Annotated in this window: 28 protein-coding genes; 19 read left to right on the top strand and 9 right to left on the bottom strand. The window is 55.4% G+C overall.

Features of this window, described 5'->3' with window-relative positions:
* Positions 1-5 precede the first annotated feature (5 nt).
* The 5 genes from A3841_RS04180 (at position 6) to mnhG (ending at position 3,194) form a co-directional block, all read left to right on the top strand.
* On the top strand, positions 6-359 hold the full coding sequence (locus tag A3841_RS04180) for a Na+/H+ antiporter subunit C (protein ID WP_073851042.1): 354 nt from the start codon (positions 6-8) through the stop codon (positions 357-359).
* An 80-nt stretch (positions 360-439) separates the two neighbouring features.
* Positions 440-1,966 carry a proton-conducting transporter transmembrane domain-containing protein gene (locus A3841_RS04185; RefSeq protein WP_073851043.1) on the top strand — a complete coding sequence of 509 codons (1,527 nt, stop codon included), beginning with the start codon at positions 440-442 and terminating at the stop codon, positions 1,964-1,966.
* Positions 1,967-1,977: 11 nt separating this feature from the next.
* The gene (locus tag A3841_RS04190) at positions 1,978-2,475 is read left to right on the top strand and encodes a Na+/H+ antiporter subunit E (RefSeq protein WP_073851044.1); all 498 of its coding nucleotides are present in this window, start codon (positions 1,978-1,980) and stop codon (positions 2,473-2,475) included.
* A complete protein-coding gene (locus A3841_RS04195) occupies positions 2,472-2,741 on the top strand; it encodes a monovalent cation/H+ antiporter complex subunit F (protein WP_073851045.1) in 270 nt (89 codons plus the stop codon). Before A3841_RS04190 ends, A3841_RS04195 begins: the two co-directional genes overlap by 4 nt.
* Before the next feature lie 3 nt (positions 2,742-2,744).
* Complete coding sequence (mnhG, locus tag A3841_RS04200; protein ID WP_073851046.1) at positions 2,745-3,194, top strand: monovalent cation/H(+) antiporter subunit G; 450 nt, start codon at positions 2,745-2,747, stop codon at positions 3,192-3,194.
* On the opposite strand, the gene A3841_RS04205 is transcribed toward mnhG, so the two are convergent.
* A complete protein-coding gene (locus A3841_RS04205; RefSeq protein ID WP_235861290.1) occupies positions 3,148-3,969 on the bottom strand; it encodes a metallophosphoesterase in 822 nt (273 codons plus the stop codon). The genes mnhG and A3841_RS04205 overlap by 47 nt on opposite strands.
* 212 nt (positions 3,970-4,181) lie before the next feature.
* On the opposite strand from A3841_RS04205, the gene A3841_RS04210 reads away from it, so the two are divergent.
* Positions 4,182-5,966, top strand: coding sequence for a chloride channel protein (locus tag A3841_RS04210; RefSeq protein ID WP_073851048.1), 1,785 nt, complete (start codon positions 4,182-4,184; stop codon positions 5,964-5,966).
* Positions 5,967-6,325: 359 nt separating this feature from the next.
* Here A3841_RS04210 and A3841_RS04215 read toward each other — a convergent pair whose 3' ends face one another.
* Positions 6,326-7,375 carry an o-succinylbenzoate synthase gene (locus A3841_RS04215; protein WP_073851215.1) on the bottom strand — a complete coding sequence of 350 codons (1,050 nt, stop codon included), beginning with the start codon at positions 7,373-7,375 and terminating at the stop codon, positions 6,326-6,328.
* Between the two features lie 187 nt (positions 7,376-7,562).
* Here A3841_RS04215 and egtB point away from each other — a divergent pair, with 187 nt between their 5' ends.
* The 5 genes from egtB (at position 7,563) to A3841_RS04240 (ending at position 13,247) form a co-directional block, all read left to right on the top strand.
* Entirely contained in the window at positions 7,563-8,837 is a 1,275-nt protein-coding gene (gene egtB, locus A3841_RS04220; RefSeq protein ID WP_073851049.1) for an ergothioneine biosynthesis protein EgtB, read from the top strand.
* Positions 8,838-8,841: 4 nt separating this feature from the next.
* On the top strand, positions 8,842-9,849 hold the full coding sequence (gene egtD / locus A3841_RS04225) for an L-histidine N(alpha)-methyltransferase (protein ID WP_073851050.1): 1,008 nt from the start codon (positions 8,842-8,844) through the stop codon (positions 9,847-9,849).
* 56 nt (positions 9,850-9,905) lie between these two features.
* Positions 9,906-11,030: an aminotransferase class I/II-fold pyridoxal phosphate-dependent enzyme gene (locus A3841_RS04230; RefSeq protein ID WP_073851051.1), complete on the top strand. Its 1,125-nt coding sequence runs from the start codon at positions 9,906-9,908 to the stop codon at positions 11,028-11,030.
* 205 nt (positions 11,031-11,235) lie between these two features.
* Positions 11,236-12,579: an MATE family efflux transporter gene (locus tag A3841_RS04235; RefSeq protein WP_073851052.1), complete on the top strand. Its 1,344-nt coding sequence runs from the start codon at positions 11,236-11,238 to the stop codon at positions 12,577-12,579.
* Positions 12,580-12,659: 80 nt separating this feature from the next.
* Positions 12,660-13,247: a DUF922 domain-containing protein gene (locus A3841_RS04240; protein ID WP_073851053.1), complete on the top strand. Its 588-nt coding sequence runs from the start codon at positions 12,660-12,662 to the stop codon at positions 13,245-13,247.
* A gap of 52 nt (positions 13,248-13,299) precedes the next feature.
* Here A3841_RS04240 and A3841_RS04245 read toward each other — a convergent pair whose 3' ends face one another.
* Entirely contained in the window at positions 13,300-14,832 is a 1,533-nt protein-coding gene (locus A3841_RS04245; RefSeq protein WP_073851054.1) for an FAD-dependent oxidoreductase, read from the bottom strand.
* 224 nt (positions 14,833-15,056) lie between these two features.
* On the opposite strand from A3841_RS04245, the gene A3841_RS04250 reads away from it, so the two are divergent.
* Positions 15,057-15,413: a tRNA-binding protein gene (locus tag A3841_RS04250; protein ID WP_083610211.1), complete on the top strand. Its 357-nt coding sequence runs from the start codon at positions 15,057-15,059 to the stop codon at positions 15,411-15,413.
* A gap of 1 nt (position 15,414) precedes the next feature.
* On the opposite strand, the gene A3841_RS04255 is transcribed toward A3841_RS04250, so the two are convergent.
* Positions 15,415-15,816, bottom strand: a complete 402-nt coding sequence (locus A3841_RS04255; RefSeq protein WP_235861291.1) for a DUF4296 domain-containing protein — start codon at positions 15,814-15,816, stop codon at positions 15,415-15,417.
* A gap of 58 nt (positions 15,817-15,874) precedes the next feature.
* Here A3841_RS04255 and A3841_RS04260 point away from each other — a divergent pair, with 58 nt between their 5' ends.
* The 7 genes from A3841_RS04260 (at position 15,875) to A3841_RS04290 (ending at position 21,534) form a co-directional block, all read left to right on the top strand.
* Complete coding sequence (locus tag A3841_RS04260; protein ID WP_073851055.1) at positions 15,875-16,756, top strand: DUF58 domain-containing protein; 882 nt, start codon at positions 15,875-15,877, stop codon at positions 16,754-16,756.
* Positions 16,749-17,660 (top strand): hypothetical protein, encoded by a 912-nt coding sequence (locus A3841_RS20185; protein WP_073851056.1) that lies wholly within the window; start codon positions 16,749-16,751, stop codon positions 17,658-17,660. Before A3841_RS04260 ends, A3841_RS20185 begins: the two co-directional genes overlap by 8 nt.
* Complete coding sequence (locus A3841_RS04270; RefSeq protein WP_073851057.1) at positions 17,644-18,696, top strand: vWA domain-containing protein; 1,053 nt, start codon at positions 17,644-17,646, stop codon at positions 18,694-18,696. The genes A3841_RS20185 and A3841_RS04270 overlap by 17 nt, the downstream gene beginning before the upstream one ends.
* 114 nt (positions 18,697-18,810) lie before the next feature.
* On the top strand, positions 18,811-19,497 hold the full coding sequence (locus A3841_RS04275) for a YggS family pyridoxal phosphate-dependent enzyme (protein WP_073851058.1): 687 nt from the start codon (positions 18,811-18,813) through the stop codon (positions 19,495-19,497).
* A 63-nt stretch (positions 19,498-19,560) separates the two neighbouring features.
* A complete protein-coding gene (locus A3841_RS04280; RefSeq protein ID WP_235861292.1) occupies positions 19,561-20,547 on the top strand; it encodes a glycerophosphodiester phosphodiesterase in 987 nt (328 codons plus the stop codon).
* Positions 20,548-20,620: 73 nt separating this feature from the next.
* Positions 20,621-21,067, top strand: a complete 447-nt coding sequence (locus A3841_RS04285; RefSeq protein WP_073851060.1) for a DUF2750 domain-containing protein — start codon at positions 20,621-20,623, stop codon at positions 21,065-21,067.
* A gap of 89 nt (positions 21,068-21,156) precedes the next feature.
* Positions 21,157-21,534 carry a DUF423 domain-containing protein gene (locus A3841_RS04290; RefSeq protein ID WP_073851061.1) on the top strand — a complete coding sequence of 126 codons (378 nt, stop codon included), beginning with the start codon at positions 21,157-21,159 and terminating at the stop codon, positions 21,532-21,534.
* A 59-nt stretch (positions 21,535-21,593) separates the two neighbouring features.
* Here A3841_RS04290 and A3841_RS04295 read toward each other — a convergent pair whose 3' ends face one another.
* The 5 genes from A3841_RS04295 to A3841_RS04315 all read right to left on the bottom strand — a co-directional run bounded on the left by A3841_RS04295 (position 21,594) and on the right by A3841_RS04315 (position 26,307).
* Positions 21,594-22,163 (bottom strand): hypothetical protein, encoded by a 570-nt coding sequence (locus A3841_RS04295; RefSeq protein ID WP_073851062.1) that lies wholly within the window; start codon positions 22,161-22,163, stop codon positions 21,594-21,596.
* A 67-nt stretch (positions 22,164-22,230) separates the two neighbouring features.
* A complete protein-coding gene (locus A3841_RS04300) occupies positions 22,231-23,307 on the bottom strand; it encodes a calcium:proton antiporter (RefSeq protein WP_073851063.1) in 1,077 nt (358 codons plus the stop codon).
* Positions 23,308-23,569: 262 nt separating this feature from the next.
* Positions 23,570-24,025: a DUF1573 domain-containing protein gene (locus tag A3841_RS04305; protein WP_073851218.1), complete on the bottom strand. Its 456-nt coding sequence runs from the start codon at positions 24,023-24,025 to the stop codon at positions 23,570-23,572.
* A gap of 82 nt (positions 24,026-24,107) precedes the next feature.
* Positions 24,108-25,514 carry an ATP-dependent DNA helicase gene (locus tag A3841_RS04310; RefSeq protein ID WP_073851064.1) on the bottom strand — a complete coding sequence of 469 codons (1,407 nt, stop codon included), beginning with the start codon at positions 25,512-25,514 and terminating at the stop codon, positions 24,108-24,110.
* A gap of 343 nt (positions 25,515-25,857) precedes the next feature.
* Positions 25,858-26,307: a PaaI family thioesterase gene (locus A3841_RS04315; protein ID WP_073851065.1), complete on the bottom strand. Its 450-nt coding sequence runs from the start codon at positions 26,305-26,307 to the stop codon at positions 25,858-25,860.
* Positions 26,308-26,334 lie beyond the last annotated feature (27 nt).

The following is a 26,334-nucleotide window of genomic DNA, read 5'->3' on the forward strand; positions in this document are numbered from 1 at the left end:
AAAGTATGGAAACACTGCTTCCGTTAATGGTTGGGACGCTCTTTGCCGCTGGTTTATACTTTATCCTGCACCGCCACCTGTTCAAGGTGATACTGGGCCTCATCCTGTTCGGGCTGGCCACCAACCTGTTCCTGTTCGTGATCGGGGGACTTACGCGGGGTGGAAGCGCCATCATCAACGAGGAGCAAACCGTTGCGGTCGAGCCTTATGCCGACCCGGTGCCGCAGGCGCTCCTGCTCACCGCCATCGTGATAGGCTTTGGGATACAGGCCTTCTCCATCGTGCTGATCCGTCGGGTATACATGACCTTTAAATCGAACAACCTCGACGAGCTGCAGAAAGAGAACGAGGCGCAGTAGGCCGTGCCGCCGCCTGAAGTTGCAGAGTACCTTCTGAACCAGCCCTGTCACAACAGAAACGATACCGCTAACCACACTATATGCCATCAGACTTACTGCTCGTTTTGCCTTTGCTGATCCCACTTTACGGCGCCCTGCTTTGCCTGGCATTCTGGCAGCGGGAGCAGTGGATGGCCGTGATGGCAGGGCTGGCGCAGGTTGCGTGGCTGCTGTGTGCCTTTATGCTGATGCGGCGGGTGCTGGCGCTGGAGGTGATAGCCACTCAGGTGGGCAACTGGCCGGCCCCGTACGGCATCACGCTGGCGGCGGATGTGTTCAGCGCGATGATGCTGACGTCTGCCGCCATCATCGGGCTGGCGGTATACCTTTTCTCCCTGCAGGGACTGGATGTAACGCGCAGGCGCTTCGGTTATTACCCCCTGATGCTGCTCCTGCAGATGGGGGTGGCCGGCGTTTGCCTTACCGGTGATCTCTTCAACCTGTACGTGTGGTTCGAGGTGCTGCTGATCTGCTGCTTTGCGCTGCTGAGCCTTGGCGGCGGCAAGGGGCAGTTGGAGGGCGCCATCAAGTATGTGACGATCAACTTCCTGGCCTCGGGGCTGCTGCTCTCCGGGGTGGGCATTACCTACAGCCTCTTCGGCTCGCTGAACCTGGCGGAACTGGCGCTGCTGGTGCGGCAGCCGGAGCACCCGAACCTGCCCCTGCTAAGTATGGCCAGCGTCTTTTTCCTGGTCGGCTTCGGCATCAAGGCTGCCATCTTCCCGCTGTTCTTCTGGCTTCCGGCCTCCTACCACACGCCCCCGGTTGCTATCTCCTCCTTTATTGCCGGGCTCATCACCAAAACAGGCATGTATACGCTGATCAGGCTGTTCACGCTCCTTTTCGTCAGCGACCAGGGGTTTATGCTGCCGCTGCTGGCCATCCTTTCCGGCTTTACCATGCTCATCGGGGTTATTGGCGCCGCTGCCCAGACCGACTTCAAGAAGATCCTCTCCTTCCACATCATCAGCCAGATCGGGTACATGCTAATGGGGCTGGCCATTTACACACCCCTGGCTATAGCCGGAAGCATCTTTTTCATCATCCACAATATCTTCGTGAAAACAAACCTGTTTCTGATAAGCGGGGTGGTGGCGCAGCGCTACCGTACCTTCTCGCTCAAAAAGCTGGGGGGCGTGTACCTGCTGCAGCCGGTGCTGTCGGTGCTGTTCCTGCTGACGGCGCTTAGCCTGGCGGGCACGCCACCGCTGTCCGGCTTCTGGGGCAAACTGATGCTGGCCCGGGCAGGCCTGGAAGCAGGTAACTATACCTTGGTGGCCGTCTCGCTCTGCGTCAGCCTCATCACCCTCTTCTCCATGACGAAGATCTGGAACGAGGTATTCTGGAAGCCCAGGCCCGTGGCCGTTAAGAAAGATATCGCTATGGCGCCTATAAACCCCCTCCGGCTGTGGCAACTGTACCTACCCATTGTGCTGCTGCTGGCGTTTATACTTTTTACGGGCCTCTATGCGCGGCCACTGGTGCGGCTTTCAGAGCGGGCGGCAAACGGGCTGCTGCACATCGGCACTTATACAGATACAGTACTTTCTAATAACAGGGCAAAATAAAGGATGCAATCATGAAGCTTCTACTCTTACATATCATGCTGGCGGCTGCGGTGGTGTACACCTATTTTCAGTTCCCCGGCGCCCGGGTGCCCTACACTGCCCTGAGCACCACCCTGCTCTTCGCGGCGGTATTCCTGCTCTTCTGGCTGGGCTCCTATTTTTACCGGCGTTCATACTTCCGGAAGGTTCCGAAGCTGGCGTACTTTATCGCGTTCTTCCTGAAGGAGCTTCTTGTGGCTAACCTGAAGATCGCCTATGACATCATCACGCCGAACTACCGTTTGCAGCCAACCGTATTCGCGCTACCCCTGAAAGCCAGCACCGACCTGGAGATAACCCTCCTGGCAAACCTGATAGGCCTTACGCCCGGCACGATCAGCCTGGACGTGAGCGACGACCGTAGTACACTCTATGTCCATACTTTATACTTGCGGCATGGCGATGTGGAGCAACTCAAACTCCACATTAAGAATGGATTTGAACGTAGAATTTTAGAACTGACCGCATGAGCATCTTCCAAATAACGCTGATTATTGCCATGGTAATGCTGAGCATTTGCCTGCTGCTCACCGCTATCCGCTTCGCCATCGGCCCCACCCTGCCCGACCGCGTTACGGCCTTCGACCTGTTTGTGGCCAACGTGATCGGCATCATCGTGATCTACACAGAGCTGACCCACAACGAGGATTTTATAGATGTGGCCATGATCCTGTCGCTGTTCGGATTTCTGGGTTCCATCTCGTTTGCATTTTACATCATGAGGATAACGAAATAAACCATGGAGCAAAGTATAGACTGGGTGCTGGTAAAGGAGGTAATAAGCTGCTTTTTCATACTTGCGGGGGTTGTTTTCATGCTCATCGCCTCCATCGGGCTGCTCCGCTTCCCCGACTTTTACATCCGCATGTCCGCCATCACCAAAGGATCTACGCTGGGGCTGGGGCTGATCCTGTTGGGTATGGCGATATACTTTAACCAGCCCGGGGTGCTGCTGAAGGTTCTGGCCATCATCGGGTTCACCTCCATAACGGCACCGGTGGCAGCCCACGTGATAGGCCGCACCGCCGTGCAGAACAGGATACCGTTCTGGGAGAAGACCGATCTGGAGGAGTTCAGGGCATACCTGGTAAAAGCGCACCTGGAGCAGCACATCAGCCACGACAAGTACCTGGAGGAGAAGGCTAAGAAGGAGAAGGAGATGGGTGATGCTGCTGGTGATACCGTATAAACGGCCTCACAGACTCGGCATAGGTATGGTGCGACTCCACAGAAGTAAGAATGTGGTCGGGATAGGTTAGGGCAGTGAGCCGCCCCCCAAACACGCAGCCCGTATCAATGTTGATGGTGTTATTGCGCCATCTCGGCTCCTGTACCGGGGTATGGCCATACACCACGATCGCTTTACCGCAATAGTCAGCGGCCCAGTCCAGGCGGATCGGCAGCCCTTTGTCGTCTGTTTCGCCGGTGGTGGGGCCGTAGAGGCAGAGCTCGCGCACTCCTTTGGTGTTGCGGCCGTGCAGCCTTTCCTCCAGTCCGGCATGCGCCACCACCAGCCGCCCCTCGTCCAGTATCACGTGGTGTGGCAGGGTGCTCAGGAAATGCTTTAGCCGCTCCCGGAACACGGCGTCGTACGGCTCCAGCTGCGCCTTTGTGAGTTCCAGGCCATGGCGCACCTGCACATTGCGGCCCAGCAGCAGGCGCAGCAGTTTGTCATCGTGGTTCCCGCTCACGCAGTAGGCCGTCCCCTGCTCCACCATATCCATTACCAGGCGCAACACCTCCGGCGAGTTGGGGCCGCGGTCTACCAGGTCGCCCACGAATACAGCTTTGGCTCCCGTTGGAGGCGCGACCTCATACCGGCCTTCCTCCTTGTCAAAGCGTACCTGGTAGTCCAGTTGCCTCAGCAGTTCCATCAGCTCGTTAAAGCAGCCATGCACATCCCCAATCACATGGAACGGCCCACGCTCTGCGGCGAGTTCAAGGTTAAATAAAGGATGATCCACCCCTTTCCCCATACAGTATTTGTTACGTTAAACATACGCGCTGGAAGAAGCGCCTCTATATTAACAGTGAAAGCGGGCTTGGGGTTAGCCTGCGGACAAACATTTTTAGAAATAGCCAGGTCAAAAGAGTGCAACTTTTTATTGTCCTTGGGCGCAGGTCTGCCTAATTTTGCAGGATTATAGACGAAGCACCCTCAGGCAGTTCTGCATAAATGCCTTCTACGTACAAGAAAACAAAAATACCACTGCTATGGCTGCGCCGCCATACCTCCGACCGGGAGTTTATGCTGGTTTCGAGTGTATTGGTGGGCCTGACGGCCGGCGTGGCGGCGGTCATCCTCAAGTCGTTGGTGCACTATATACAGGTGCTTCTGGCCTACGGCAACCGCCTGCTCGACCAGCCGTACTGGCTTGTGGTATTCCCGTTCATTGGCATCCTGCTGACCGTGCTCATTGTCAAGGTGTTCTTTAAGGGCAGCATTGGGCGCGGCACGGCTAATGTGCTGTTCAATATCTCGCAGAAGTCCAGCCTGGTGGAGCGGCACAAGATGTTCTCGCATGTGCTGACCAGCGGCATTACGTCGGGCTTTGGCGGCTCGGCCGGACTAGAGTCGCCGATCGTGGTCACGGGTTCCGCCATTGGCTCCAACTATGGCCGCGAGTACCACCTCAACTACCGCGACCGCACCCTGCTGCTGGCCGCAGGCGCCGCGGCCGGTATAGCTGCCGTGTTCAACGCGCCCATTGCCGGCGTGCTGTTCGCCATCGAGGTGCTCCTCACCGACATCAGCATCTCCGCCTTCATACCACTGATTATCGCGGCGGTAGTGGGCGCGCTCAGCTCCAAGATCATTCTGGAGGAGGATATTCTCTTCAACATCAGCAAAACCGAGTTTTTCGCCGCCGAACATGTCCCGTTCTATGTGCTGCTGGGCATCCTTTGCGGCATAATATCGGTCTACTATACGCGCATGGCCCTGTGGGTGGAGGAGCTGTTTGAGGAGTACCAGACCTCGGCCCTGAAGCGCGCCGTCGTTGGCGGTGCTTTGCTGGGCCTGCTCATCATGCTGTTCCCGCCGCTCTTCGGGGAAGGCTACAACGGCATCCGGCTGTTGGAGCGCGGTGATGCGCCACTGCTGCTGCAGGATAGTTGGCTGGCTTTCTTTGGCACCAACGAGTGGCTCATACTTGGTTTTGTGGGGGCGCTGGCGCTGGTTAAGGTATTTGCCACCACCATCACCATCGCCGCGGGCGGCAATGGCGGCAACTTTGCCCCGTCTATGTTTGTGGGGGCCAGTGCGGGCTATTTCTTCTCGCGCATCATCAACATGCTCCACATCAGCAACCTGCCTACCAGCAGCTTCTCGATGGTGGGCATGGCCGGCATCATGAGCGGGGTGATGCATGCGCCGCTCACCGCTGTCTTCCTCATCGCGGAGATAACCGGTGGCTATACGTTGATGATCCCGCTGATGATCGTGGCAGCCAGCTCGTTTGCCTTGGTGAAATACTTTGAGCCTTACTCGCTCGACACGAAGAAACTTGCACAGAAAGGCCAGCTGCTCACACACAACAAGGACCGCACGATTCTACGCATCCTGAAGATTCAGCACCTGATCGAGACGGAGTTTCAACCGATTCTGCCAGAGGCCACGCTTGGCGAGCTGGTGGAGGTGATTACCCATTCGCGCCGCAACCTGTTTCCGGTGGTAACGGCAGACGGCAGGCTGGACGGTGTGATCCTGCTGGAGAACGTGCGCGGTATCATGTTCAAAACCGAGAAATATAGCCAGGTGAAGGTAAAAGAGCTGATGATAAAGCCCCCCGCCCTTGTAGACTACGACGATAGCATGGCTGAGGTGATGAAGAAGTTCGACGAGTCCGGCGCCTGGAACCTGCCCGTGCTCCGGGAGGGCATTTACCTTGGCTTCGTCTCCAAGTCCAGCATCTTCACCAAGTATAGAAAGCTCCTGATCAAGACCACGAACGTGAGCTGATAAGTAGATTTGGAAATTTGAAGATGAAGGAATTTTTTTAATGTAAAAGCATAGTTTATGAGGGTAGCATAGGCCCTTAGTGCAGCGGTGACCAACGCCATACTTTATAGCAGAAACCCTCAAGCTTCCGTTCGCTATACATTTAGCTGCCTCCAAAGTATAACTTTATACTTACTACATTCACAGCCAAAGCCTAACAAGCTTGCCTGCAGTATAAGTATAAGTATAAGTACAAATGCTCCTCCAGGCACTCACGCCACCCCAGGAGCTATACTTTAAACTCACCTCCAAATTACTACATTTTCGAATTAGCCCTTTACCACATCTTCCAATATCCAAATCTCCACATTTTCAAATCTTCAAATCCCCCGCCACAGCTCCCCCTGCCGGATCTGCAGCGGTGAGGGGATGTTGTTGTGGTAGAGCTGCCCGGTGCCTAGCCCCTGGGGTAAGGTGATTTGATACCGGGCCGTGAACTGGGCAATCGCGTTGAGGCCGATGTTGGATTCGAGCGCGGAAGTCATCCACCAGCCCATGCGTCGCTCTTCAGCCATCCGTATCCACTCGGCGCTGGCAGCCAGGCCACCTACTAACGTCGGTTTCAGGATGATGTACTGCGGTTTTATACGTTCCAGCAGCGCCTCCTTTGCCTGCGGCTCCCGCACCCCGATCAGTTCCTCGTCCAGGGCAATGGGCACGGGCGTGTAGGCGCAGAGCTGTGCCATCTCCTTCGGCTGGCCCTGCCTGATGGGTTGCTCAATGGAGTGAAGCTCATACTTTGCCAGGCGCTCCAGCTTTTTAAAAGCCTCCTGCGGCGGGAAGGCGCCGTTGGCATCCACGCGCACCGTCAGCCGGTCTGCTCCGGCCACCTCCCGTATACGTTGCAGCAGCTCCAGCTCGGTGGTAAAGTCCAGGCTGCCGATCTTGAGTTTCAGGCAGGTATAACCGTCCTTAAGCTTCTGCTCGATCTGCTGCTGCATGAAGTCCCGGTCGCCCATCCACACCAGTCCGTTTATGGGGATGCCCGCCTCGCCACGGCTGAAGGCATTGTCGTAGAGCAGGCCCTTGCCGCCGTTCTCCAGGTCCAGCAGGGCGGTTTCCAGGGCGAAGCGCAGCGCGGGCCACTCCTGCAGCCCCAGTTCCTGCGGCAACTCGGCGTCCACACTCAGTTCTACCTGCTGGTTGTTCACCAGTTCCGCCACCTGCCGCAGCTTTTGCTCCAGGTCCGGGCGATGATCCAAACTTAAGCCTGCCAGCGGGGCGCACTCTCCGCGTCCGTATACTTCGGGCGTTGCTGTGTCCCATACTTTTACAAAGTAAACTTTATGCTCCGAGATGGCGCCGCGGCTGGTGCGCGCATCGAACTTAAACTGAAGCGTATGCGGGGAAAAGCTTAGTTGCAGGCTCATGTTTCTGGTACCGTTCAAGGTGGCAAGATAAACCATAATCGCCGGTTTTGCCGTAAATGAAGAACATATAACTGCTATGAGAGACGTGGGGTGTTGTTACTGTACTGATCTGTACGTATGAAACCGAGCACTTTTGCAGCCATCGCATGCATTACCTTAAGCCTTCTGAGCATATAATACAGCCCCAATGACTATACTAGCCGCCTCCGCCACGCAAGCGCTACGCGAACGATTCAATAAAATCAGGCAACGCACCGAAGCCATCTGCGCCCCCCTTGAGCCGGAGGACACGGTGGTGCAGCCCATCGTGGACGTGAGCCCGCCCAAGTGGCACCTGGCGCATACCAGCTGGTTTTTCGAGACGCTCATACTTCAGGAGCACCTGCCAAGGTATAAGATCTTCCACCCGCAGTACGCCTATTTGTTCAACTCCTATTACAACAGCCTGGGCAGCCGCGTGCTGCGCCACCAGCGCAGCACCATTACCCGCCCGCCCCTGCGCGATGTGCTGTCCTACCGCACCCACGTGACGGAGCACATGAACAAACTGCTGCAGGAGCTGCCGGAGGACAAGATCGTGAAGCTTCTGCCGCTACTGGAACTGGGCCTGCAGCACGAGCAGCAGCACCAGGAGCTGCTCATCACCGACATCAAGTATATCCTGGGCACCAACCCAATGCTGCCGGTCTACCTGCCACTGCCAAAGCACCAGCGGCAAAGTATAAAAACCGACGCCCGGTTTATGGAGGTGCCGGGCGGAAAGTATAACATCGGCTTTCAGGGTGACGGCTTTTGTTTTGATAACGAACTGGGTGTGCACGAGGTGCTCCTGGAGGATTTTGAGGTGATGAACCGGCTGGTGACCAACGGCGAGTACCTGGCGTTTATGGAGGATGGCGGCTACGGGGATTTCAGGCACTGGCTGGACGAGGGGTTTGCGATGGTGAAGGAGCAGCGGCTGGAGGCCCCGCTGTACTGGGTAAAGCAGGAAGAGGCGTGGCACCGCTTCACGCTGCACGGCCTGCAGCCGGTAGACCCGAACGAGCCGGTCTGCCACCTGAGCTTTTACGAGGCCAATGCCTTTGCCAACTGGTCGGGCATGCGGCTTTTAACGGAGTTTGAGTGGGAGGCCGCCACACAGGTATACCCGCCGCAGAAAGGCAACTTTGTGGAGAGCGGGCTGCTGGAGCCCGCCGCGGCAGACCCGGCGGCAGAAGGCGTGCAGCAACTCTACGGCGATTTATGGGAATGGACCTACAGCGCCTACCATCCCTACCCCGGCTTCTCCAAGGCGCCCGGGGCCGTGGGCGAGTATAACGGCAAGTTCATGATCAACCAGATGGTGCTGCGCGGCGGCTCCTGCGCCACCCCCGAAAGCCACATCCGGACCAGTTACCGTAATTTTTTCCACCCCGACAAGCGCTGGCAGTACAACGGCATCAGACTGGCTGCATCAAAATAAACCTATGGGTATCCCCACAACACAATTCCCGATGATAGAACTCAGCCGCCGGCAGGATGGCTCCAACGATATATCCGCCTTTGCCCGCGATGTGGCCGAGGGCCTGCGCCAGCCACGAAAGACGCTTCCCTCCCGCTACTTCTACGATGGCACCGGCAGCAGGCTTTTCCAGCAGATTATGGAGCTGCCCGAGTATTACCTGACGCGCAGCGAGCTGGAGGTGCTCACGCAGCACAAGTATGAGATGGCGCAGCTTTTCTCCCGGAGAGGCTTTTTTCACCTCATAGACCTGGGTGCCGGCGATGCCCTCAAGACCAGGATCCTGTTACAGGGACTCTCCGGCCAGCAGAAAGAATTCGATTACGTGCCGGTGGATATCTCTGGGGATGCCATGCGGCAGCTTTCGGACAACATGCGCCAGCAGTTGCCCCAGCTGCAGGTGGAGGCCGTGGTGGGCGAGTACTTCCAGGCGCTGGAGTGGCTGCAGGAGAACAAGCCGGGGCGCAAGGTGGTGCTGTTCCTGGGCTCCAACATCGGCAACTTCAAACCTGATGAAAGTATAAATTTCCTGCGCAGCATCCGCAGCTACCTCAGTCCCGGCGACCAGTTGCTGATGGGCGTGGACCTGCGCAAGGATCCGGCCACTATCCTGCGGGCCTACAACGATGCCAGCGGCGTGACTGCGGCCTTCAACCTGAACCTGCTGCACCGCATAAACCGGGAACTCGACGCTAACTTTAAGGTGGATCAGTTCAGCCACCACGCCATGTACAACCCGCAGGAAGGCGTGATGCGCAGCTTCCTGGTTAGCAAGGCCGAACAGGAAGTGTATATTCAAAAAGCCGGTCTTACGGTGCATTTTGATTCCTGGGAAGCCATCCATACCGAGAACTCCTGCAAGTACACCATCCCGCAGGTAGAGGAGATGGGACGGCAGTGCGGCTTTAGACCGGAAACTGTTTTCTACGACAACCGCCAGGGCTTTGCCGACGTGCTTTTCAGCATCGACTAAAAAATCATACTTTTATACTTCTAACTCTCTCACCCCCAAATTTACTTACTCAAACCATGGAGGTTATCTCGCTAGCTGCAGGCAGCAGTTACTTCAGGAGCCCGGAGGCAGCCACCGGGGCGGCCATCGCGGCGCTGCAGAACGGCAAAACGTTTTACGGCCCCACTGCGGGTACACTCTCCCTGCGCAAAGCCATCAGCCAGAAGTATAAAGCCGATGGCGTGGAGGTGCAGCCGGAACAGGTGCTCGTAACGCCCGGGGCGAAACAGGCCTTGTTCAACCTCTTCACGGTGCTGCTGAAGGAGGGCGATGAAGTAGTGGTGCCCACGCCGGCCTGGTTCGGCTTTCAAGAATTGCTTAAGTATAGCCCCGCCAAGGGAATAGCCCTGCCCACCCATCTCTCGGACGGGTATAAGCTGACGCCCGACATGCTGCGCGGCACGCTCACGCACCGCACCCGCATCCTGCTGCTTACCAACCCCGGCAACCCGACGGGCCGTATGTACACCAAGCACGAGCTCGAAGCGCTACTAGAGGTAGTAAATGATTTCCCGAACCTATACCTTATTTCCGATGAAATATATGACCTTGTTACTTACGGCCGGCCTTTTACTACTATCCTTTCCTGCCAGGGGGCGAAAGCGGCCAGAACCATCGTCGTAAACGGTTTTTCCAAATCCTTTGCCATGTCGGGCTGGCGGCTCGGGTTTATACTTGGGCCAGAAGACCTGATACAACGCTGCATAGATTTCCAGCAGGCCACCCTCTCCGGGGCAAGCGTGTTCGTGCAGGATGCCGCCGAGGCTGCCCTGAAGGCGCGTGCGCAGGCATTGCCGCCCATGCAGGAGGTACTGGCCAGGAACCGGGAGATCATGCAGCAAGGCCTGGATGCCATACCGCACATCAGCTACTACCTCCCCGACGGAGCCTACTATTTCTTCCCGGACCTCAGCTACTACCTCCACTACACCAGCATCACCGGTGACGTAATTAAAACCACGCCCGATCTCTGCCGCTACCTACGCGGCTGCTACAACCTCGAACTTGCCTCGGGCGACAGCTTCGGGGCTCCCGGCCATGTGCGCATGTCCTTTGCCATCGAACCGGGCCGGCTACGGGAAGCCATGCAGCGCCTCCGGCAAGGCCTGGCCCTTTTGATCACGGATGAGAGGGACCGGTAACAAAGTATACTTCTGATGCCTGACAAGGCCTGTCGGAATCAGAAGTATAAGGTGTCTGCGAGCGTTAGCAAGTATGAATCGTTGACGCGGTTAAAGCGATTTGCAGGATCCAACAGGCTTCATGGTCTTTGAAATCCAACGCCAGTAAGGCAAAAGTCGGTTATTTCCACTAATTTCGCGGCCTTATCAGCCTGATCACCGCCGTATGGACATCCCCGAATACAAGCAACACTTCTCCAAGAACTTTACCCTCGCCTATCCGGTGGTGCTGAGCCAGTTAGGCCATATCATGGTGAGCGTGATTGATAGCTTGATGGTAGGACAGATAGGCACCCTGCCGCTTGCCGCCGCCTCTTTGGGCAATAGCATTTTCACTATCACCATGGTGTTTGGCCTGGGCGTTTCTTATAGCCTTACGCCCTTGATCGCTGCTGCGGACGGGCGCCGTAACTATACCCGTATCTCCCTCCTGCTGCTCAACGGGCTTGTTTGTAACGTATTACTGGGCATCCTGCTCTTCGTAGCAGGTTATTTCCTGTCGCCCTACATCTCGGTTTTGCAGCAGCCTTCGGAAGTGGTGGAACTGGCCATTCCCTATCTGAATGTGCTGTTCCTGTCGATGGTGCCGCTCATGGTGTTTCAGGCTTTCCGGCAGTTTGCCGAAGGGCTTTCCTTCACGAAGCAGGCCATGTATATCACCATACTTGCCAATGCCCTGAACGTGGTGCTCAACTATATCATGATTTACGGTAAACTCGGGCTCGAGCCCATGGGGCTGCTCGGGGCCGCGTGGGCTACCCTTATCTCGCGGGTAGTGATGGCCCTGGCAATGGCGGCATGGGTGCTATATGCTAAACGCTTCGATATTTTCCGGCGGTTTCTACGCCTGCGCCACCTCTCCTTCGTGCACATTTACCGGATGTTTAAGCTGGGCCTTCCGATCTCGGGACAGATGGTCTTTGAGATGGGCGCCTTCAGCTTCTCGGCCGTGATGATCGGGTGGCTCGGCGCCGTAGAGTTGGCGGCACATCAGATCGCCATCAACATTGCTTCCGTTACCTACATGATGGCAAGCGGCATTGCGGCAGCGGCCACCATCCGGGTCAGCAACCAGAAAGGCCTTGGCAACTACAAAGCCATGCGCGTGGCCGGTTACAGTAACCTGATGATGGGCGTGGTCTTTATGATCGGCAGCGGGCTGCTGATGGTACTGTTCAACGAGTTCATCCCCATGCTTTACATTGATGACCCGGAGGTGATCCAACTGGCCTCTGGCCTGCTGGTCATCGCGGCGCTGTTCCAGATCTCGGACGGTGTGCAGGTGGTGGGCCTGGGCGCCCTGCGGGGGCTGGAGGATGTCCGGGTTCCCGGGCTTATCTCCTTACTTGCCTATTGGGTAGTGGGGCTCCCGGTAGGATACCTGCTTTGCTTCAAGGCCGGCTTCGGGGTAAATGGCATCTGGCTGGGGCTGCTGACAGGACTTTCTATTGCCGCTATCTTGCTCACAATCAGGTTTCAAAACCTGAGCGCACGTTTCTTACTCAGGTAAAGTACAAATCAAGGGCACTTTTTACAGCCGGTTGCCGTTACCCCTCCAGAAACAGTATCAACTTTTAGCCAAAGTCCTACATGTTTACCTTTACCCTGTTCCTGTCGTTCTGGGCAAGGATACTGCTGCCATTGTTTTCTCCGGGTGTGTCTGCCGCAGTACCTCCTGCTGCAAGTATAGCTGCAACACTTCCTGTAGAAAATACTAAAAATGAGTATGTTGTGTGGTCCGCAGACCGCCGCTTAAATTGGGAGGACTTTAAGGGCCAACCCGATGACGCTACCCCCCACCATGCCCTGACGGCAGCCAACCTGGCCGTGAATGCGAGCTGTAAAAACAACCAGTATACGTACACGGTAAAATGTGTTTTCCTGCCGCATGAATCCTGGTCCAAGAGGAAAAGCTCTGAGAAACTGCTGGCGCACGAGCAACTCCACTTCGATCTGACGGAGGTGCACGCCCGCCAGCTGCGCCACGACCTGCAACAGATCAGCTGCGCTAACCTGAAGACAAAACTAAGCCTGGTGGTGAACGATGCCTTTAAAAGGTGGAAAGCGGAGCAGGATCTGTTTGATGAGGTCTCCCGCCACGGATTAGACAAAGAGGAGCAACAAGTATGGGCTGCCAGAATTGAGACCCGCCTTAAAAAGCTGGAGGCTTACCAGTAACGTAACCGGTAAGCCTCCAAAGTATAAATGAATAGAATTAGCTTTTACATTATTAGCTGACAGGGCCTAGGTTCGAACTGGCAGGGCCTGTTATCACGTTGCCAAACGGATCGAAGCGGGAACCGTGGCATGGGCAGTCCCAGGAGCTCTCCACACTGTTCCAGCTGACCAAACATCCCAGGTGCGGGCATACCGCCGAGCATTGGTGCCGCACGCCATCCTGGTCGCAGTAAACGGCTATCTTTTGCGCCCCCTTGCGCATGATGCGGCCCGTACCGGGCAGCACGTCCAGCTGATTCTCCACCTCGCCTGGAGTTACATAATCTTTAAACTGAGCCGCCACGTTCAGGTTTTCCTTCAAAAACTCCCCAACTGATTTCATAGGTGATCTGGCAGGATCGTAAAGTTTGGCCCAGGGATTGGGTCGCTCCATGATCAGATCAGTGATGAGCATACCGGCAATGGTACCATGCGTCATACCGTGGCCTGAATCGCCGGTGGCAATGTACACGTTCTCCTCGTCGCCGGGATTGCGGCCAATAAATGCCAGGCCATCCACCGGCTCATACACCTGCCCCGACCAAACATACTTTACTTGCTCCGCCATCGGGAACTTATGGCGGGTCCAGTCTTCGAGTCTTCTGAAGCAAGTTGCCGGGTCGTGGTTCTGACCGGTTTTATGGTCCTCTCCTCCTACTATCAGGATGTCAAAGTCTGCATCACCTACCGTATCTTTTTGCAGACGGATGTAGTGGTAGGGGTCTTTTAAGTCCCAGTACAGGGCATCCGGAACGGAGTCTTTCGGCACCTGCACCCCAATGGCGTAGGTGCGGTAAGGTGCCTGCTTCGTGTGCATGGTCACCCTGTCGTTTATTGGCGTGTTGGTAGCCACCACCAGGTGGTTAGCCGAAACGGAATGATCGCTTGCTGTAACCACCATCGCCACCGGACCTGACCTGAACTCCTTTACATGGGAGTTGGTGAAGATCATCCCGCCCTTGTCAATAATGGCGTTGGCAAGGCCGTTGAGGTACTTCATGACGTGGAAGCGCCCCTGGTTGGGGTAGTGCAGGCAAGGGAAGGTGGTTAAGGTATCCACCGGGCAGTGCTTGCGCAGCACCACATCCTGCCAGCCGATCTGCTGCAATGCCTCCAGTTCCTGCATCAGTTGCTGCTCTTCCTCCTGAGAGGTGGCGAACAGGTAGCCGTCAACCCGGGTAAAGTCACAGTCTATCTTTTCATCCTTGGCTATTTCCTCTATCTTATCAATGGCCTGGCCGTGGCTCTGCGCCGCAAGCCGGGCACCATCCTTGCCGAAAAGCTTGATGAGGTTATAGAACTGCTCATCGAGGGCGTTGGAGAGGTGCGCCGTGGTGCGGCTCGTCTCCCCACCCCCGATATCCTTCGACTCCAGCACCACTACCTTTTTCCCTTCCTTTGCCAACAGGTAAGCCGTGGTGAGTCCCGCAATGCCCGCACCCACCACGCACACATCGCACGTTATGTTCTCTGCCAGCGTTGTTGTGGCGGGCAGTTGCACCTGGTTCATCCAAACGGACATAGTGGCTCCGGATTCTTTTTTCATAGTTCTTGTTTTGTACGAATGGTAGTTTTATCAGGCTCTGGCAAAGAGCTAAAGCCGGATGCATAGGAGTACGGAGCAAGGCCGCTTATGTTGCTAAAATGCCCTTGCAGGTCCGTAACGCCTACAATTGGCAACAGCAAGTATACGTTAGGGTAAGTATGGCTGGGTAGGTTCGTTACTTATCCTTATCTTGAGCAGCATCAACTAAAAAAATAGAAGAGCACATGCACATACCCGCACAAACGATGGAGCAGATCAGCTGGCAGGAATTTGAGAGAACGGATATACGCGTGGGCACGATCGTGGCGGCGGAGGAGTTTCCGGAGGCGCGCAAGCCTGCCTATAAAGTACAGGTAGACCTGGGGCCTTTGGGTATTAAGAAATCAAGCGCGCAGATAACAAAGCACTACAAGCCGGAGAAACTTTTGGGGATGCAGGTGCTGTGCGTTACCAACCTGGGCAAAAAGCAGATCGGCAGCTATATGTCGGAGGTGCTGGTAACGGGCTTTGCCGATGAGAATGGCGATATTGTGCTGGCGCAGCCGGCAGGCAAGGTGCCCAACGGCAGTAAGCTGATGTAGCCTACTGCGCCTGTAGCTGCTCTCTATCCCTCGCCGGGATGTTGCGCCTCGGCTTACCCTCGACGGCCTCTGCCTTTGTCTCGCGCATGCTCAGGGTATCCACCACAATCTCGTAGAGCGCGTCCATCTCACGCAGGTTCTGGAGGTAGTAGTCATAGGTGTCCTTAAACTGCTCCTGCGTGATGTTGTACTTCTGAAATATCTTTTCCTGCTCCTGGTTGTACGTCATCAGGGCGGTATCCGGGTAAATCACCTTCGCCTCGATCAGGGCCTCTGCCGTGTGTATGTCTGCCAGGACGCGTACCATCTTCTCCTGCGGAATCATATCCTTAGGTTTCTGGTTCTCCTGGGGCTGGCAGCCGAGCAGGCTGAGGCAAAAAAGTATAGAGAAAAGTCTTTTCACGGATGCATATTACGAGTTTATCGCTTAATTTTAAAATCAGACTGCAGCTTACCTTCTCATGAGAGAGCTTGTAAAGAAGCTACGAAAGTATGAAATCCGCATCCGCAAAGCCATTACCACGCAAATGCAGGGCGATTTCCAATCTGTGTTTAAAGGCACGGGGCTGGAGTTTGACGACGTGCGCGCCTACCAGTATGGCGACGACGTGCGCTCCATCGACTGGAACGTCTCGGCTAAGGGGCACGGCACCTTCGTGAAAACGTACCGGGAGGAGAAGGAGCAGTCGGTGTTTCTGATGCTGGACGTGAGCGCCTCACAGCGGATTGGCACGGGCCAGCAACAGAAGCTGGACGTGGGCAAGGAGATCTGCGGCGTGCTGGCCCTGTCGGCGGCGCGGCAGCAGAGCCAGATTGGCATTATCTGCATTTCCGACCGGAAGGAAAAGTACCTGAAGCCAGCCAAAGGCATACAGCAGGCATATGCTATCATCAAATCGCTGGACGAGCTGGTGCCCAAGTCAACCCGGACCAACCTGGCCGCCGGTATAAAGCTGACGCTCGACCTTATCAAGCGCCGCAGCATTATCCTGCTCCTCTCCGACTTTATCGACATCAACTATGAAAAAGAACTGAGCATGCTGGCGCGCCGCCACGACTTGATTGTGCTGCACCTGCGCGACGTGCGGGAGCAGCAGCTGCCGGCCATGGGCATCGTACCCATACTTGATAAGGAGACCGGCCGCACGCTGTGGCTCAACACCTCAGGCAGGGAGTTTCAGGAGCGCTACCTGGCGCAATACCAGGAAAACCAGGAGCAACTGATGCGCCTCTGCCAGAAGCACCAGGCCAATTACCTGGCCATCAACACCAACGAGGATTACGTGCCGCAGCTGGTGAACCTGTTCAGGCTCCGGAATAAGTCTACAAAGAAAAGTGCGTAAACTGATCATCCTTTTGCTCCTGCCCCTGTGGCAGCTGGCTGCGCAGGCACAACAGCCACTCACTCCCGAAGGCCGCTTTAACCGCGACACCATTCGCTTGGGCGAGCTGGTGCAGTATATGTTGGTGCTCCGCCACCCCGACACGCTGGAGGTGATACTTCCGGCTGCCAACCACGACTTCGCCCCTTTTGAGCTGGTGAGCAACACCTATTACCCCACCACCACCCGTGCCGGCATCAGCACCGACAGCGCTATTTATACGTTAAGGACCTTTGAGACGGACACGCTGCAGCAGCTGGCGCTGCCGATCTACGTGCTGCGCGGGCAGGACACCCTGGAGCTTTTCTCCCCTGCCAGCACAGTGTTCCTGCTGCAGCTGGTGCAAACGGTGCAGGAGCCGCTGCAGGTAAAGGCCGATACGGAGCTGGCCCCGGTGATGGAGCATTTCAACTGGCCGGTGATGCTGCTCTGGGTGACGACAGTTATTGCCTTGGTGGCGCTGATCTGGCTCATCTTTGGGCAGTCCATCAAGAGAAGGTATAAACTCTACCGTCTCCGCAAAGACCACCTGTACTATACTTCCCGCTTTAACTCGCACAAGGACCGTTTCCAGAAATCGGGGGTGCAGTCGAGCCTGGAGAAGGCGGTGGCGCTGTGGAAGAACTACCTTACCAAGCTGGAGCGGAGCGGCATCAACTCGTTTACCACCAAGGAGATTGTGGAGTTCTACGGGAACGATGAGGAGATAAACACGGCCCTGCGCATCTGCGACAAAGCCATTTACGGGCACCTGCAGACGGAGTCGGAAGGCGAAACGAACCTGGCGCTGGGCATGCTGCGCCGCTTCTCGAAGGAACGCTATAAACTACACCGCGAACTGATCAGAAATGCTAGAAGTAAGTAAAGACTTGTGGGATTGGCTGAGCCTGGAGTGGTTTACCTATAGCACCCTCCGCTCCTTCGATTGGGTGTACCCGCTGGCGCTCTACGCGCTGCCCGTCGTCCCGCTGTTGTTCCTGCTCAAATCCGTACTGCGGCGCAACACCCGGCAAAAGCTGGACATGGCCCTGTTTGAGGGGCGCGTGGGCTTGCAGTGGAGCAGCGTGCTGCGCTTTTTGCCGAGGCTCGTGTTTATGCTCTTCACCATGCTGGTGCTGGTGGCGCTGGCGCGGCCACAGCGGGTAAACGAGCAGCTGGAGCTCACCTCCGAAGGTATTGACATTGTGCTGGTGCTGGACGTGTCGGGCTCCATGGAGCTGCAGGACATTCAGCCTAACCGCCTGGAGGCTGCCAAGGACGTGGCTCTGGGCTTTATCAACGGCCGCGTGCAGGACCGCATCGGCATGGTGGTGTTTGCCGGAGATGCCTACTCCCTCGCCCCCCTCACCACCGACTACGACCTGCTGCGCGAAAGTATAGACGCCATCGGGTTTAAGATGATACAGAACGACGGCACGGCCATCGGCAGCGCGCTGGCCGTGGCCATTAACCGCATGCGCGACTCCAACGCCAAAAGCAAGGTGATCATCCTTATCAGCGATGGCGAGAACACCGCCGGCAGCCTGGACCCGGAACTGGCGGCACAACTGGCCTATGGCTACGGCATAAAACTTTATACCATCGGGATTGGTAAAGATGGGCAGGTACCCTACGATGTGGATGGCTCAGGCCAGGTGCTGTACGTGGAGACGCAGATGGACGAAAGCAACCTGCGCCAGATCGCCAGGATTGGGGAGGGGCAGTTCTTCCGGGCCGACTCCAGGAACGCGCTGCAGCAGGTCTTTCAGCAGATCAACCAGATGGAGAAAACCGAGGTGACCGAGAAGCGCTTCCGCGACACCCAGGATTACTACCAGGTATACCTGAAGTGGGCACTGCTCCTGCTGCTAATCTGGATGCTGCTGAAGAACACCTTTATCGCCAACGTGCTGGAAGACTGAGGGAAGTTTGGGAGTTTGGGAGTTAGAAAGTTAGAGAGTTTAGGAGTTAGAAAGTTAACAGATATTTATTCAAGCATCCACTCAATCACTCATTCAGAATTATACTATAGAACTATGAGCATACAAGAGAACATTTTATACTTTGATGAGCAGCTGCGGCCTACCCCCTGCCGGCTGGTGGCTGTAACCAAGACGCACCCGGTGGAGGTGATTAAGGAAGCTTATGACGCCGGCCATCGCCTGTTCGGGGAGAACAAGGTGCAGGAGCTGGTGGACAAGTATGCGCTGCTGCCCCACGACATTGCCTGGCACCTGATCGGGCACCTGCAAACCAACAAGGTAAAGTATATTGCCGAGTTCATCGATACCATCCAGTCGGTGGATAGCCTGAAGCTGCTGGTGGAGATAAACAAGCGCGCCGAGATGTATGGCCGCACCCTGCCCATCAACTGCATGCTGCAGATCAACATCGCCGACGAGGTAACCAAGTATGGTATGACCTGTGAGGAGGCCGAGGCGCTGCTGCAGACAGAGGAGTACCGCCAGATGCAGTACATCCGCATCACGGGCGTAATGGGCATCGCCACCAACACCGACGAGGAGCAGAAGCTCCGCCAGGAATTCCAACAGCTGCGCCATTGCTTTAACCGCCTGAAGGAAACCTTTTTTATGGGCAACGATGACTTTAAGGAGATCTCCATGGGCATGACCTCCGACTGGCGGATCGCGCTGGAGGAAGGCAGCACCATGATCCGCGTGGGCAGCGGCATCTTCGGCGCGCGCGATTATAGCAGGAAATAAAACGGAAGGCTGAGGAAAGTATAAATCCCCAGCCTTTTTAGATGCATCAAGTATAAATAAAGCATGGCCCACAAAAAAGAGAGCTCCGGTGCGGCACCTGTACTTAGATCATACTTTAGGATGAAAGCCATACTTTATACTTTGCCTGTTGCCTTTATACTTTCAATCGCCTGCACATCCTCCAAAACCATGAGTTTTACACCACCTGCCGCCACCACTCCGCCACTACCTGAATTCGACCTGGAGGGCCACCGCGGGGCACGTGGGCTGCTGCCTGAAAATACCGTTCCGGCCATGCTCAAGGCGCTGGAACTGGGGGTGACCACGTTGGAGATGGACGCGCACATCAGCCAGGACGGCCAGGTGCTCCTCTCCCACGACCCGTTCATCAACCGCGAGCATGAGCTGCTGCCTAGCGGCGAGGAGATTCCGCAGAAGGACGCCAAAAAGTATGTGCTCTACCAGATGCCCTACAGCCAGATACGCCAATTCGATGCAGGCTCTAAGTTCTACAGCAAGTTCCCGGAGCAGCGGCTTATGAAAGCATACAAGCCGCTGCTCGCGGAGGTGATCGACTCGGTGCAGGCTTACCTTCAAAACCACGGGCTGCCGCAGGTGTTTTATAACATCGAAACCAAATCCAGTCCCGCCGGAGACGGCAAATACCACCCCGCGCCGGAGGAGTTTGTGGACCGGCTGGTGGCCGTGCTCGACGCGAAGAACATCCGCCCCTACGCCATTATCCAGTCGTTCGACCCGCGCACGCTGCAGGCGCTGCACCGCAAGCATCCCGACATCAAAACCTCGCTGCTGGTGGAGAACACCAAGGGATTGGAGAAGAACCTCGACCTGCTGGGCTTTACGCCCCACATTTACAGCCCCTACTATAAACTCGTTTCGCCCGCTCTCGTAGAGGCAACACAGGGGCGCGGCATGAAGCTGGTGCCCTGGACGGTGAACAGCCTGGAGGAGATGCGCAGGCTGAAACAACTTGGCGTGGATGGCCTCATCTCGGACTACCCCAACCTGTATAAAGCGCTATCGCTGTAAGCCATGGCTGATGTAAGTATAAATTTTGTATTTTGCCCCGGAAATCAATCCTAAACTCAAAAGAACGCGAAGTATGACGCAGCATGACAACAACACCGAGCACACCTACCAGGACTTCATCAAGCATGTTGTGCAGACGGAAGAGGTCTGGGGATTGACAAAAGACGAAACCTGGGCCACCTCCAGCTCTTCGGAGTATGAGGAGACCGAGGTGATCCTGTTCTGGTCTAAAAAGGAGGGCGCTGCGGCCTGCGCCGAGGATGAGTGGTCGGACTACACGGCGGAGCCTATCACGCTGGTGGAGTTCCTGGAGAACTGGTGCGTGGGCATGTATGGCGATGAGCTGCTGGTGGGCGCCGACTGGAACAGCGACCTGGTGGGGAAAGAGGCCGAGCCCCTGGTGGTAGCCCTGGATGTGGTAACGCAGCTGAAAGCGGTGGGCAAAACGCTGAGCTTTGATCAGTACGATAGCCAGGAAGAGTTTGAGGAGCAGCTGATTGAGGCGCTGGAGGCTGAGTAAAGTATAGCCGGGGCTGCATTTTATACTTTGCTGTCGTACCTTTGCGGCATACCTGCCCCTGCTTGCAGGCTCACTCAAATCCTAAAACCGTGACGCAGAAAACCATACTTCTGATTGCCAGTGCGCTGGGCGCTTTAACCGTGGCCATCGGCGCCTTCGGCGCGCATGCCCTGGCCCCCATGCTGCAGGCCACCAACCGCGTAGACACCTTCGAGACGGCCGTAAAATACCAGATGTACCATACGCTGGCGCTGCTGGCCGTTGGCCTGCTCCTGTTCCAGGTGCAGCAACCGGCGCTGCAGGTGGCCGCCTGGTGCTTTTTCCTGGGCATCCTGATCTTCTCCGGCTCGCTCTATGTGTTGATCTTATCAGGCGTAACCTGGCTGGGCGCCATCACTCCCATCGGCGGCACGCTGCTTATCGTTGGATGGGGGGCGCTGTTCTATGCGGTGCTGAAGGCGCTGTAAAAAAGTATACCATTCCATTCTTATCGGGGCGAAGTATAAGCAGCTGTTTATACTTCGCTTTATTTTTTCACCTCCCGCAGCCGGTGGCTCAGCCCCACGTTAAGCCAGCCTTTGTAGCCGAAGCCCAGCTCTGCAAACAAACTGTTCCGCTTGTTCGACCTCAGGCCCAGGCCGGTTAGCTGGAAGGCCGGAATCACATCTCCGTAGGCTGCCCGTTCATCAGCAGGAAGGTGATCATGGTAAGCCACTCCCAGCGAAAGCCCCGAGTATACTTCCAGCTTATCTTTTTTGCCCAGGTAAAAGAGCACCTGCGGCATGGCCGCGTAGTAACTGCTCCGATAGTGTAAATCTCCTGAGCTCGGGTTTCGGGAGGAAATGCGTGTATAAGAGCCGGCAAAGCCAAGTATAACCCGCTCGCTGAGGTGGTAGTTATACTCTATCCCTGCGGGGCCGAGTACGTTCAGTTTGGTTTTGCCTGTAAAAATATCCCACACGGCATGCACCATGACCGGTGTGGAGGCAAATCCGTAGCTCAGGTTCAGGTCCTGCTGCCCCTTTTGTGCCCGGGCCTCCTGCCAAACGCTAAGTATGGCGAGAAGGAATACAAGTATAACTGCTCTTATGGGCATCCCTTAAGTATGTATATATAAACAAGATAAGAAATAATCTCACAAAAGCAGGCAGAAGATTACGCCATCAAGGGTAAATCATCAGGAATATAAAGGCAAACAGGTTGACGAGCAACACCACGCCGTAAACCACATTTGTCTTGCCACTGCTCAACGACAGCATCACGGTAAAAACAGAAAGGCCCAGCAGGATAATCGATTTTATGTCCAGGCCCAGGATGATCTTAAAATCAAACAGGATACAGACCACCGCCACACTCGGGATGGTCAGACCTATACTTGCCAGCGCCGACCCGAGCGAAAGGTTGAGGCTTGTCTGTAGTCTGTTGTTCCTGGCAGCGATGATGGCGGCAATCCCTTCCGGCAACAGAATGATGGCGGCGATGACAATCCCCACCAATGTTTTGGGAAGGTTGTAGCTCGTAATGATGCTTTCGATGGTAGGAGAAAGCGTTTTAGCCAGCAGCACGACGATCCCGAGACAAATGATCAGAAACACCAGGCTTGTGAAGAATATACGGTTGCTGATGATGATGGGCGGTGCTATTTCCTCATCCTCATCCTTGCCCACTGTAAGGAAATACTGCCGGTGCCTCCTTGTCTGCGCGAACAGGAAACACCCATAAATAACCAGGCAGGCAATAGAAGCAAAAATGAGCTGGGGATTTGAGTAGTAGGAGCCCGCGACGCTCTCAGTGAAGGTTGGGAACACTAACGTAAAGACGATAATGGAGACCAGGGAGATCAGGGCGATGGTGACGGAGGGTTTGGAGAAATCCTGTTCGTAGTGCTTCAGGCTTCCTATCAGCAGGCAGAGCCCGACGATCCCGTTCAGGATGAGCATGGTGGCCGCATAGACCGTGTCCCGGGCCAGCGAAGCCGCCGCTTGCCCCTCCGTCATCATAAGGGATACAATGATGGAGACTTCAATCACTGTGATGGATATAGCCAGAATGATGGTTCCGTAAGGCTCCCCCACTCTTTCCGCGATTATCTCCGAATGGTGCACGGCCGACATCACGCTGAAAATAAGCAGTATACTTGCTGCTATCTTAAAGTAACCATTATCGTCAACAAGGCCTGAAAAAAACAGCACCCAGGCCAGAACCGGGATAATAACTGTCCACTGAAGAAATAATCGCATACTATTGATTTGTGTATAGTTGCAAGTTACTATTTTTCCACCCCGTTTTATTAGGAATTCTCGCGCACGCGCCGGCATAAACGGAGGACAGCCAAGCTTACATGCACTGCATGGGGCATGCTGCCACGGCATAGCAGCATGGCCCGCACACCTATCCTCCGCCCTCAACTGGCTTACTCTGACTTACGCAGGACTGTAGCAGATAGCATAAAAAAGAGCCACCCTTTTCAGGATGGCTCTTTATACTTTGCTTGGCAGCAACTTAGTTCTTGGCAGAAGTCTTGGCCGCGCTTGCGTTGGTCTTCTCCTTGATGTTAGCTGTTATGTAGATGTACTTGGCACCATCGGCGGCGTTGGAGTGCACTACAATAGCTTTCTTTTGCTGGCCCAGTCGTCCGGCGCTGTTATACTTGGCTGTGACAAAACCTGTCTTGCCCGGCATTACCGGCTCCTTCGTCCAGGCTGGGGTGGTGCAACCGCAGGTAACGTCCACGCGCTCCAGCACCAGCGGCTGCGTGCCCGTGTTCTTAAACTCGAAGGTGTGCTCCACCACATCGCCTTGCGTGATCTCGCCGAAGTTATGCTCGGTCTCCGTGAAAGCCAGCGCAGGGCCGTTGGTTGCCTGCTCCTGCGGGGCAGTAGCCTTAGGTTTCTCCTGAGCCACAGCGCCACCCACAAACAGTGCGGCAAACGCAAAAGAAAGGATTACTTTTTTCATCTTATGTAGAGGGTTAAAGTGTATGCGATAAGCTATATACTTGTTCAGCATCAAAAACGATGCAAAATAAGATTTTCTTTTGTTAGTCAACTAATAATTGCTCGTTAAAGTTCAGCAAATAAAGCTCTTCGGAGGAGCGGGTAAGGGCGGTGTAGAGCCAGCGGGCAAACTCCTCGTTCACCATGTCCTCCTTTAGGAATCCCTGATCCACGAAAACGGCCTGCCACTGCCCGCCCTGTGCCTTGTGGCAGGTAAGGGCGTAGGCAAACTTTACCTGCAGCGCGTTCAGGTAGGGGTTCTTTTTCAACTCCTTGTAACGCTCCTTTTTCGTGGGGATGTCCATGTAATCCTGCAGTACCTCCTCGTAGAGCTTCTTGTTCTGGTCGGCGGGTAGCGCGGGGGCATCGGTATAGAGCGTGTCGAGCATGATCTTCACCTCCTCCTCCTGCGCGTCGGGGTAATCCACAAAGCGGATGCGGATGTCGGCGAAGCGGAAGCCATACAGGTCCTCGTAACGGATGATCTTGGTGACCTCCACAAAGTCGCCGTTGGCCATGAAGCCGATGTCAGAGTCCTTTTCGAGCCAGAAATAGTTGTTGCGCACGATCATCAGGTAATCGCCCACCCCAAGCTCGTCCTCGGCAAAGAAAATCCTGCGCCGGATATGCTGGTTATACTGGTTGGCGTTTTTGTTGGAGCGGCAGATGACGATGGTGTTCTCGATGCCGAACTTATCATAGGCGTAGCGCAGGCCGTCCTCCAGCTTCTCACCCGTCATGCGGTAAATATCGCGCCAGCCCTTGGTAAAGAGCTTGATGTCCAGCTTTTCCTGCTTCATGCGGTCGCGCAGCTGCGTAGCGTTCATCAGGATGCCCGACGCCTCGGCCTGGCGCATGACCTGGCGCAGCTCCAGCTGCTGCACCTGGCACCGGAAGTTCTGCTTCATGTACTCGGCATCCAGGGATGGGCTCAGGGTCTGCCCCACCGGAGGGAGCTGGGCCGTGTCGCCGATCAGCAGCAGCTTGTTATTCTTTTTATCGAACACGTACTGCAGCAGGTCCTGCAGCAGGCCGTTCTCACCAAAGCCGCTCTCATCCGAGATCATCGAGGCCTCGTCCACAATGTAAACCGTACTGTCTGCTTTGTTGGGTTGGCGGGTGAAGGACAGCCCCTGGGAGAAGGGATTGGCGGTTTGGCGGTAGATCTTCTTATGGATAGTAAAGGCGGGGCGGCCGCTGTAACTCGACATAACCTTGGCCGCACGGCCCGTCGGGGCGAGCAGCACATACTTATAGCCAAAGGAGTTCAGGATCTTCACCAGGGAGGTCACCACCGTGGTTTTGCCGGTACCCGCGTAGCCTTTCAGCAGGAACACCTGCCGCTCACCGGCTTTATCAAGTATAAACTCATCGAGTTTGGCAAAGAGCTTCGCCTGGTCCTCTGTCGGTTCAAACGGGAAACTGTTTCGTAAGGCTTCTACCGGGCGCATGGTTTGAGTTAGAGAATTAAAGAGTTTAGGAGTTTGGGAGTTAGAGAATGGAAGTATAAAGCTGCTACATCTGGCGCCGGTATCTGGCCGGTGTTACTCAGTGCGTGCGAGTCTCCGGACTCGCTTTTTATACTTTGTTGCTGTTATCATCCTCCATCAGTGCTCCGTCAGTTTTACTATAGCTGGAAAGTATGAATACTTTATAAGGGGTATGGCTGTAAAGTATAAATACTTTGTAAGAAGTATGAAAGTATAACAAAAGAGAGGGGTAAAAAAGTCAGAAGAAGTATACTTTATACTTCCAGGAAAGTATAAAACCTAAACTCTCTAACTCCTAAACTCTCTAACGCTTTAACTCTTCTGGCGAGATGTTAGCCATACTTGCGCTGGCCTTAGCGATGAGCAGCGGCGGCTCCGCTCCTTTCACAGCGTATATCTCCGCCTCGCAGAAGTTAAGCTTGCGGCCCTGCTTCAGCACGTAGCCTTTGGCCAGTAGTTTATCGCCAAGCCCGGGATGAAAATAGGATACTTTGATCTCGGCTGTTACCACATGGTGGTCTTTGGGCACCAGGCTAACGGCGGCAAAGCCAGCCACGATGTCGGCCAGCGTGGCGATAACGCCGCCGTGGGCGAAGCCTTTGTGCTGCCGGTGCTTTTGCTCCAGGTTTAATTCGCCTTCTACCCGTCCTTCTTCTATCTTTGTAACCGTAAAGCCCATCAGCTTCATAAATTCCTGTCGCTCGAGCTTTTCGCGTATGTCTTGTTCGTAATCGGGATTGTGCGATTTAATCATACTGTAAATTTACGACCAAATCACCCG

The sequence above is a fragment of the Pontibacter flavimaris genome (assembly GCF_001907195.1).
GTDB lineage: Bacteria > Bacteroidota > Bacteroidia > Cytophagales > Hymenobacteraceae > Pontibacter > Pontibacter flavimaris.

Bases quoted from the DNA above. Each gene is read 5' to 3' on its own strand.
- A3841_RS04285 (WP_073851060.1), top strand. From the start codon at position 20,621: ATGACGCAGCATGACAACAACACCGAGCACACCTACCAGGACTTCATC.
- egtB (WP_073851049.1), top strand. From the start codon at position 7,563: ATGACTATACTAGCCGCCTCCGCCACGCAAGCGCTACGCGAACGATTC.
- A3841_RS04240 (WP_073851053.1), top strand. From the start codon at position 12,660: ATGTTTACCTTTACCCTGTTCCTGTCGTTCTGGGCAAGGATACTGCTG.
- A3841_RS04180 (WP_073851042.1), top strand. From the start codon at position 6: ATGGAAACACTGCTTCCGTTAATGGTTGGGACGCTCTTTGCCGCTGGT.
- A3841_RS04295 (WP_073851062.1), bottom strand. From the start codon at position 22,163: ATGCCCATAAGAGCAGTTATACTTGTATTCCTTCTCGCCATACTTAGC.
- A3841_RS04280 (WP_235861292.1), top strand. From the start codon at position 19,561: ATGGCCCACAAAAAAGAGAGCTCCGGTGCGGCACCTGTACTTAGATCA.
- A3841_RS04305 (WP_073851218.1), bottom strand. From the start codon at position 24,025: ATGAAAAAAGTAATCCTTTCTTTTGCGTTTGCCGCACTGTTTGTGGGT.
- A3841_RS04315 (WP_073851065.1), bottom strand. From the start codon at position 26,307: ATGATTAAATCGCACAATCCCGATTACGAACAAGACATACGCGAAAAG.
- egtD (WP_073851050.1), top strand. From the start codon at position 8,842: ATGGGTATCCCCACAACACAATTCCCGATGATAGAACTCAGCCGCCGG.
- A3841_RS04235 (WP_073851052.1), top strand. From the start codon at position 11,236: ATGGACATCCCCGAATACAAGCAACACTTCTCCAAGAACTTTACCCTC.
- A3841_RS04250 (WP_083610211.1), top strand. From the start codon at position 15,057: ATGCACATACCCGCACAAACGATGGAGCAGATCAGCTGGCAGGAATTT.
- A3841_RS04195 (WP_073851045.1), top strand. From the start codon at position 2,472: ATGAGCATCTTCCAAATAACGCTGATTATTGCCATGGTAATGCTGAGC.
- mnhG (WP_073851046.1), top strand. From the start codon at position 2,745: ATGGAGCAAAGTATAGACTGGGTGCTGGTAAAGGAGGTAATAAGCTGC.
- A3841_RS04215 (WP_073851215.1), bottom strand. From the start codon at position 7,375: ATGAGCCTGCAACTAAGCTTTTCCCCGCATACGCTTCAGTTTAAGTTC.
- A3841_RS04210 (WP_073851048.1), top strand. From the start codon at position 4,182: ATGCCTTCTACGTACAAGAAAACAAAAATACCACTGCTATGGCTGCGC.
- A3841_RS04270 (WP_073851057.1), top strand. From the start codon at position 17,644: ATGCTAGAAGTAAGTAAAGACTTGTGGGATTGGCTGAGCCTGGAGTGG.
- A3841_RS04300 (WP_073851063.1), bottom strand. From the start codon at position 23,307: ATGCGATTATTTCTTCAGTGGACAGTTATTATCCCGGTTCTGGCCTGG.
- A3841_RS04310 (WP_073851064.1), bottom strand. From the start codon at position 25,514: ATGCGCCCGGTAGAAGCCTTACGAAACAGTTTCCCGTTTGAACCGACA.
- A3841_RS04190 (WP_073851044.1), top strand. From the start codon at position 1,978: ATGAAGCTTCTACTCTTACATATCATGCTGGCGGCTGCGGTGGTGTAC.
- A3841_RS04245 (WP_073851054.1), bottom strand. From the start codon at position 14,832: ATGAAAAAAGAATCCGGAGCCACTATGTCCGTTTGGATGAACCAGGTG.
- A3841_RS04275 (WP_073851058.1), top strand. From the start codon at position 18,811: ATGAGCATACAAGAGAACATTTTATACTTTGATGAGCAGCTGCGGCCT.
- A3841_RS04230 (WP_073851051.1), top strand. From the start codon at position 9,906: ATGGAGGTTATCTCGCTAGCTGCAGGCAGCAGTTACTTCAGGAGCCCG.
- A3841_RS04185 (WP_073851043.1), top strand. From the start codon at position 440: ATGCCATCAGACTTACTGCTCGTTTTGCCTTTGCTGATCCCACTTTAC.
- A3841_RS04260 (WP_073851055.1), top strand. From the start codon at position 15,875: ATGAGAGAGCTTGTAAAGAAGCTACGAAAGTATGAAATCCGCATCCGC.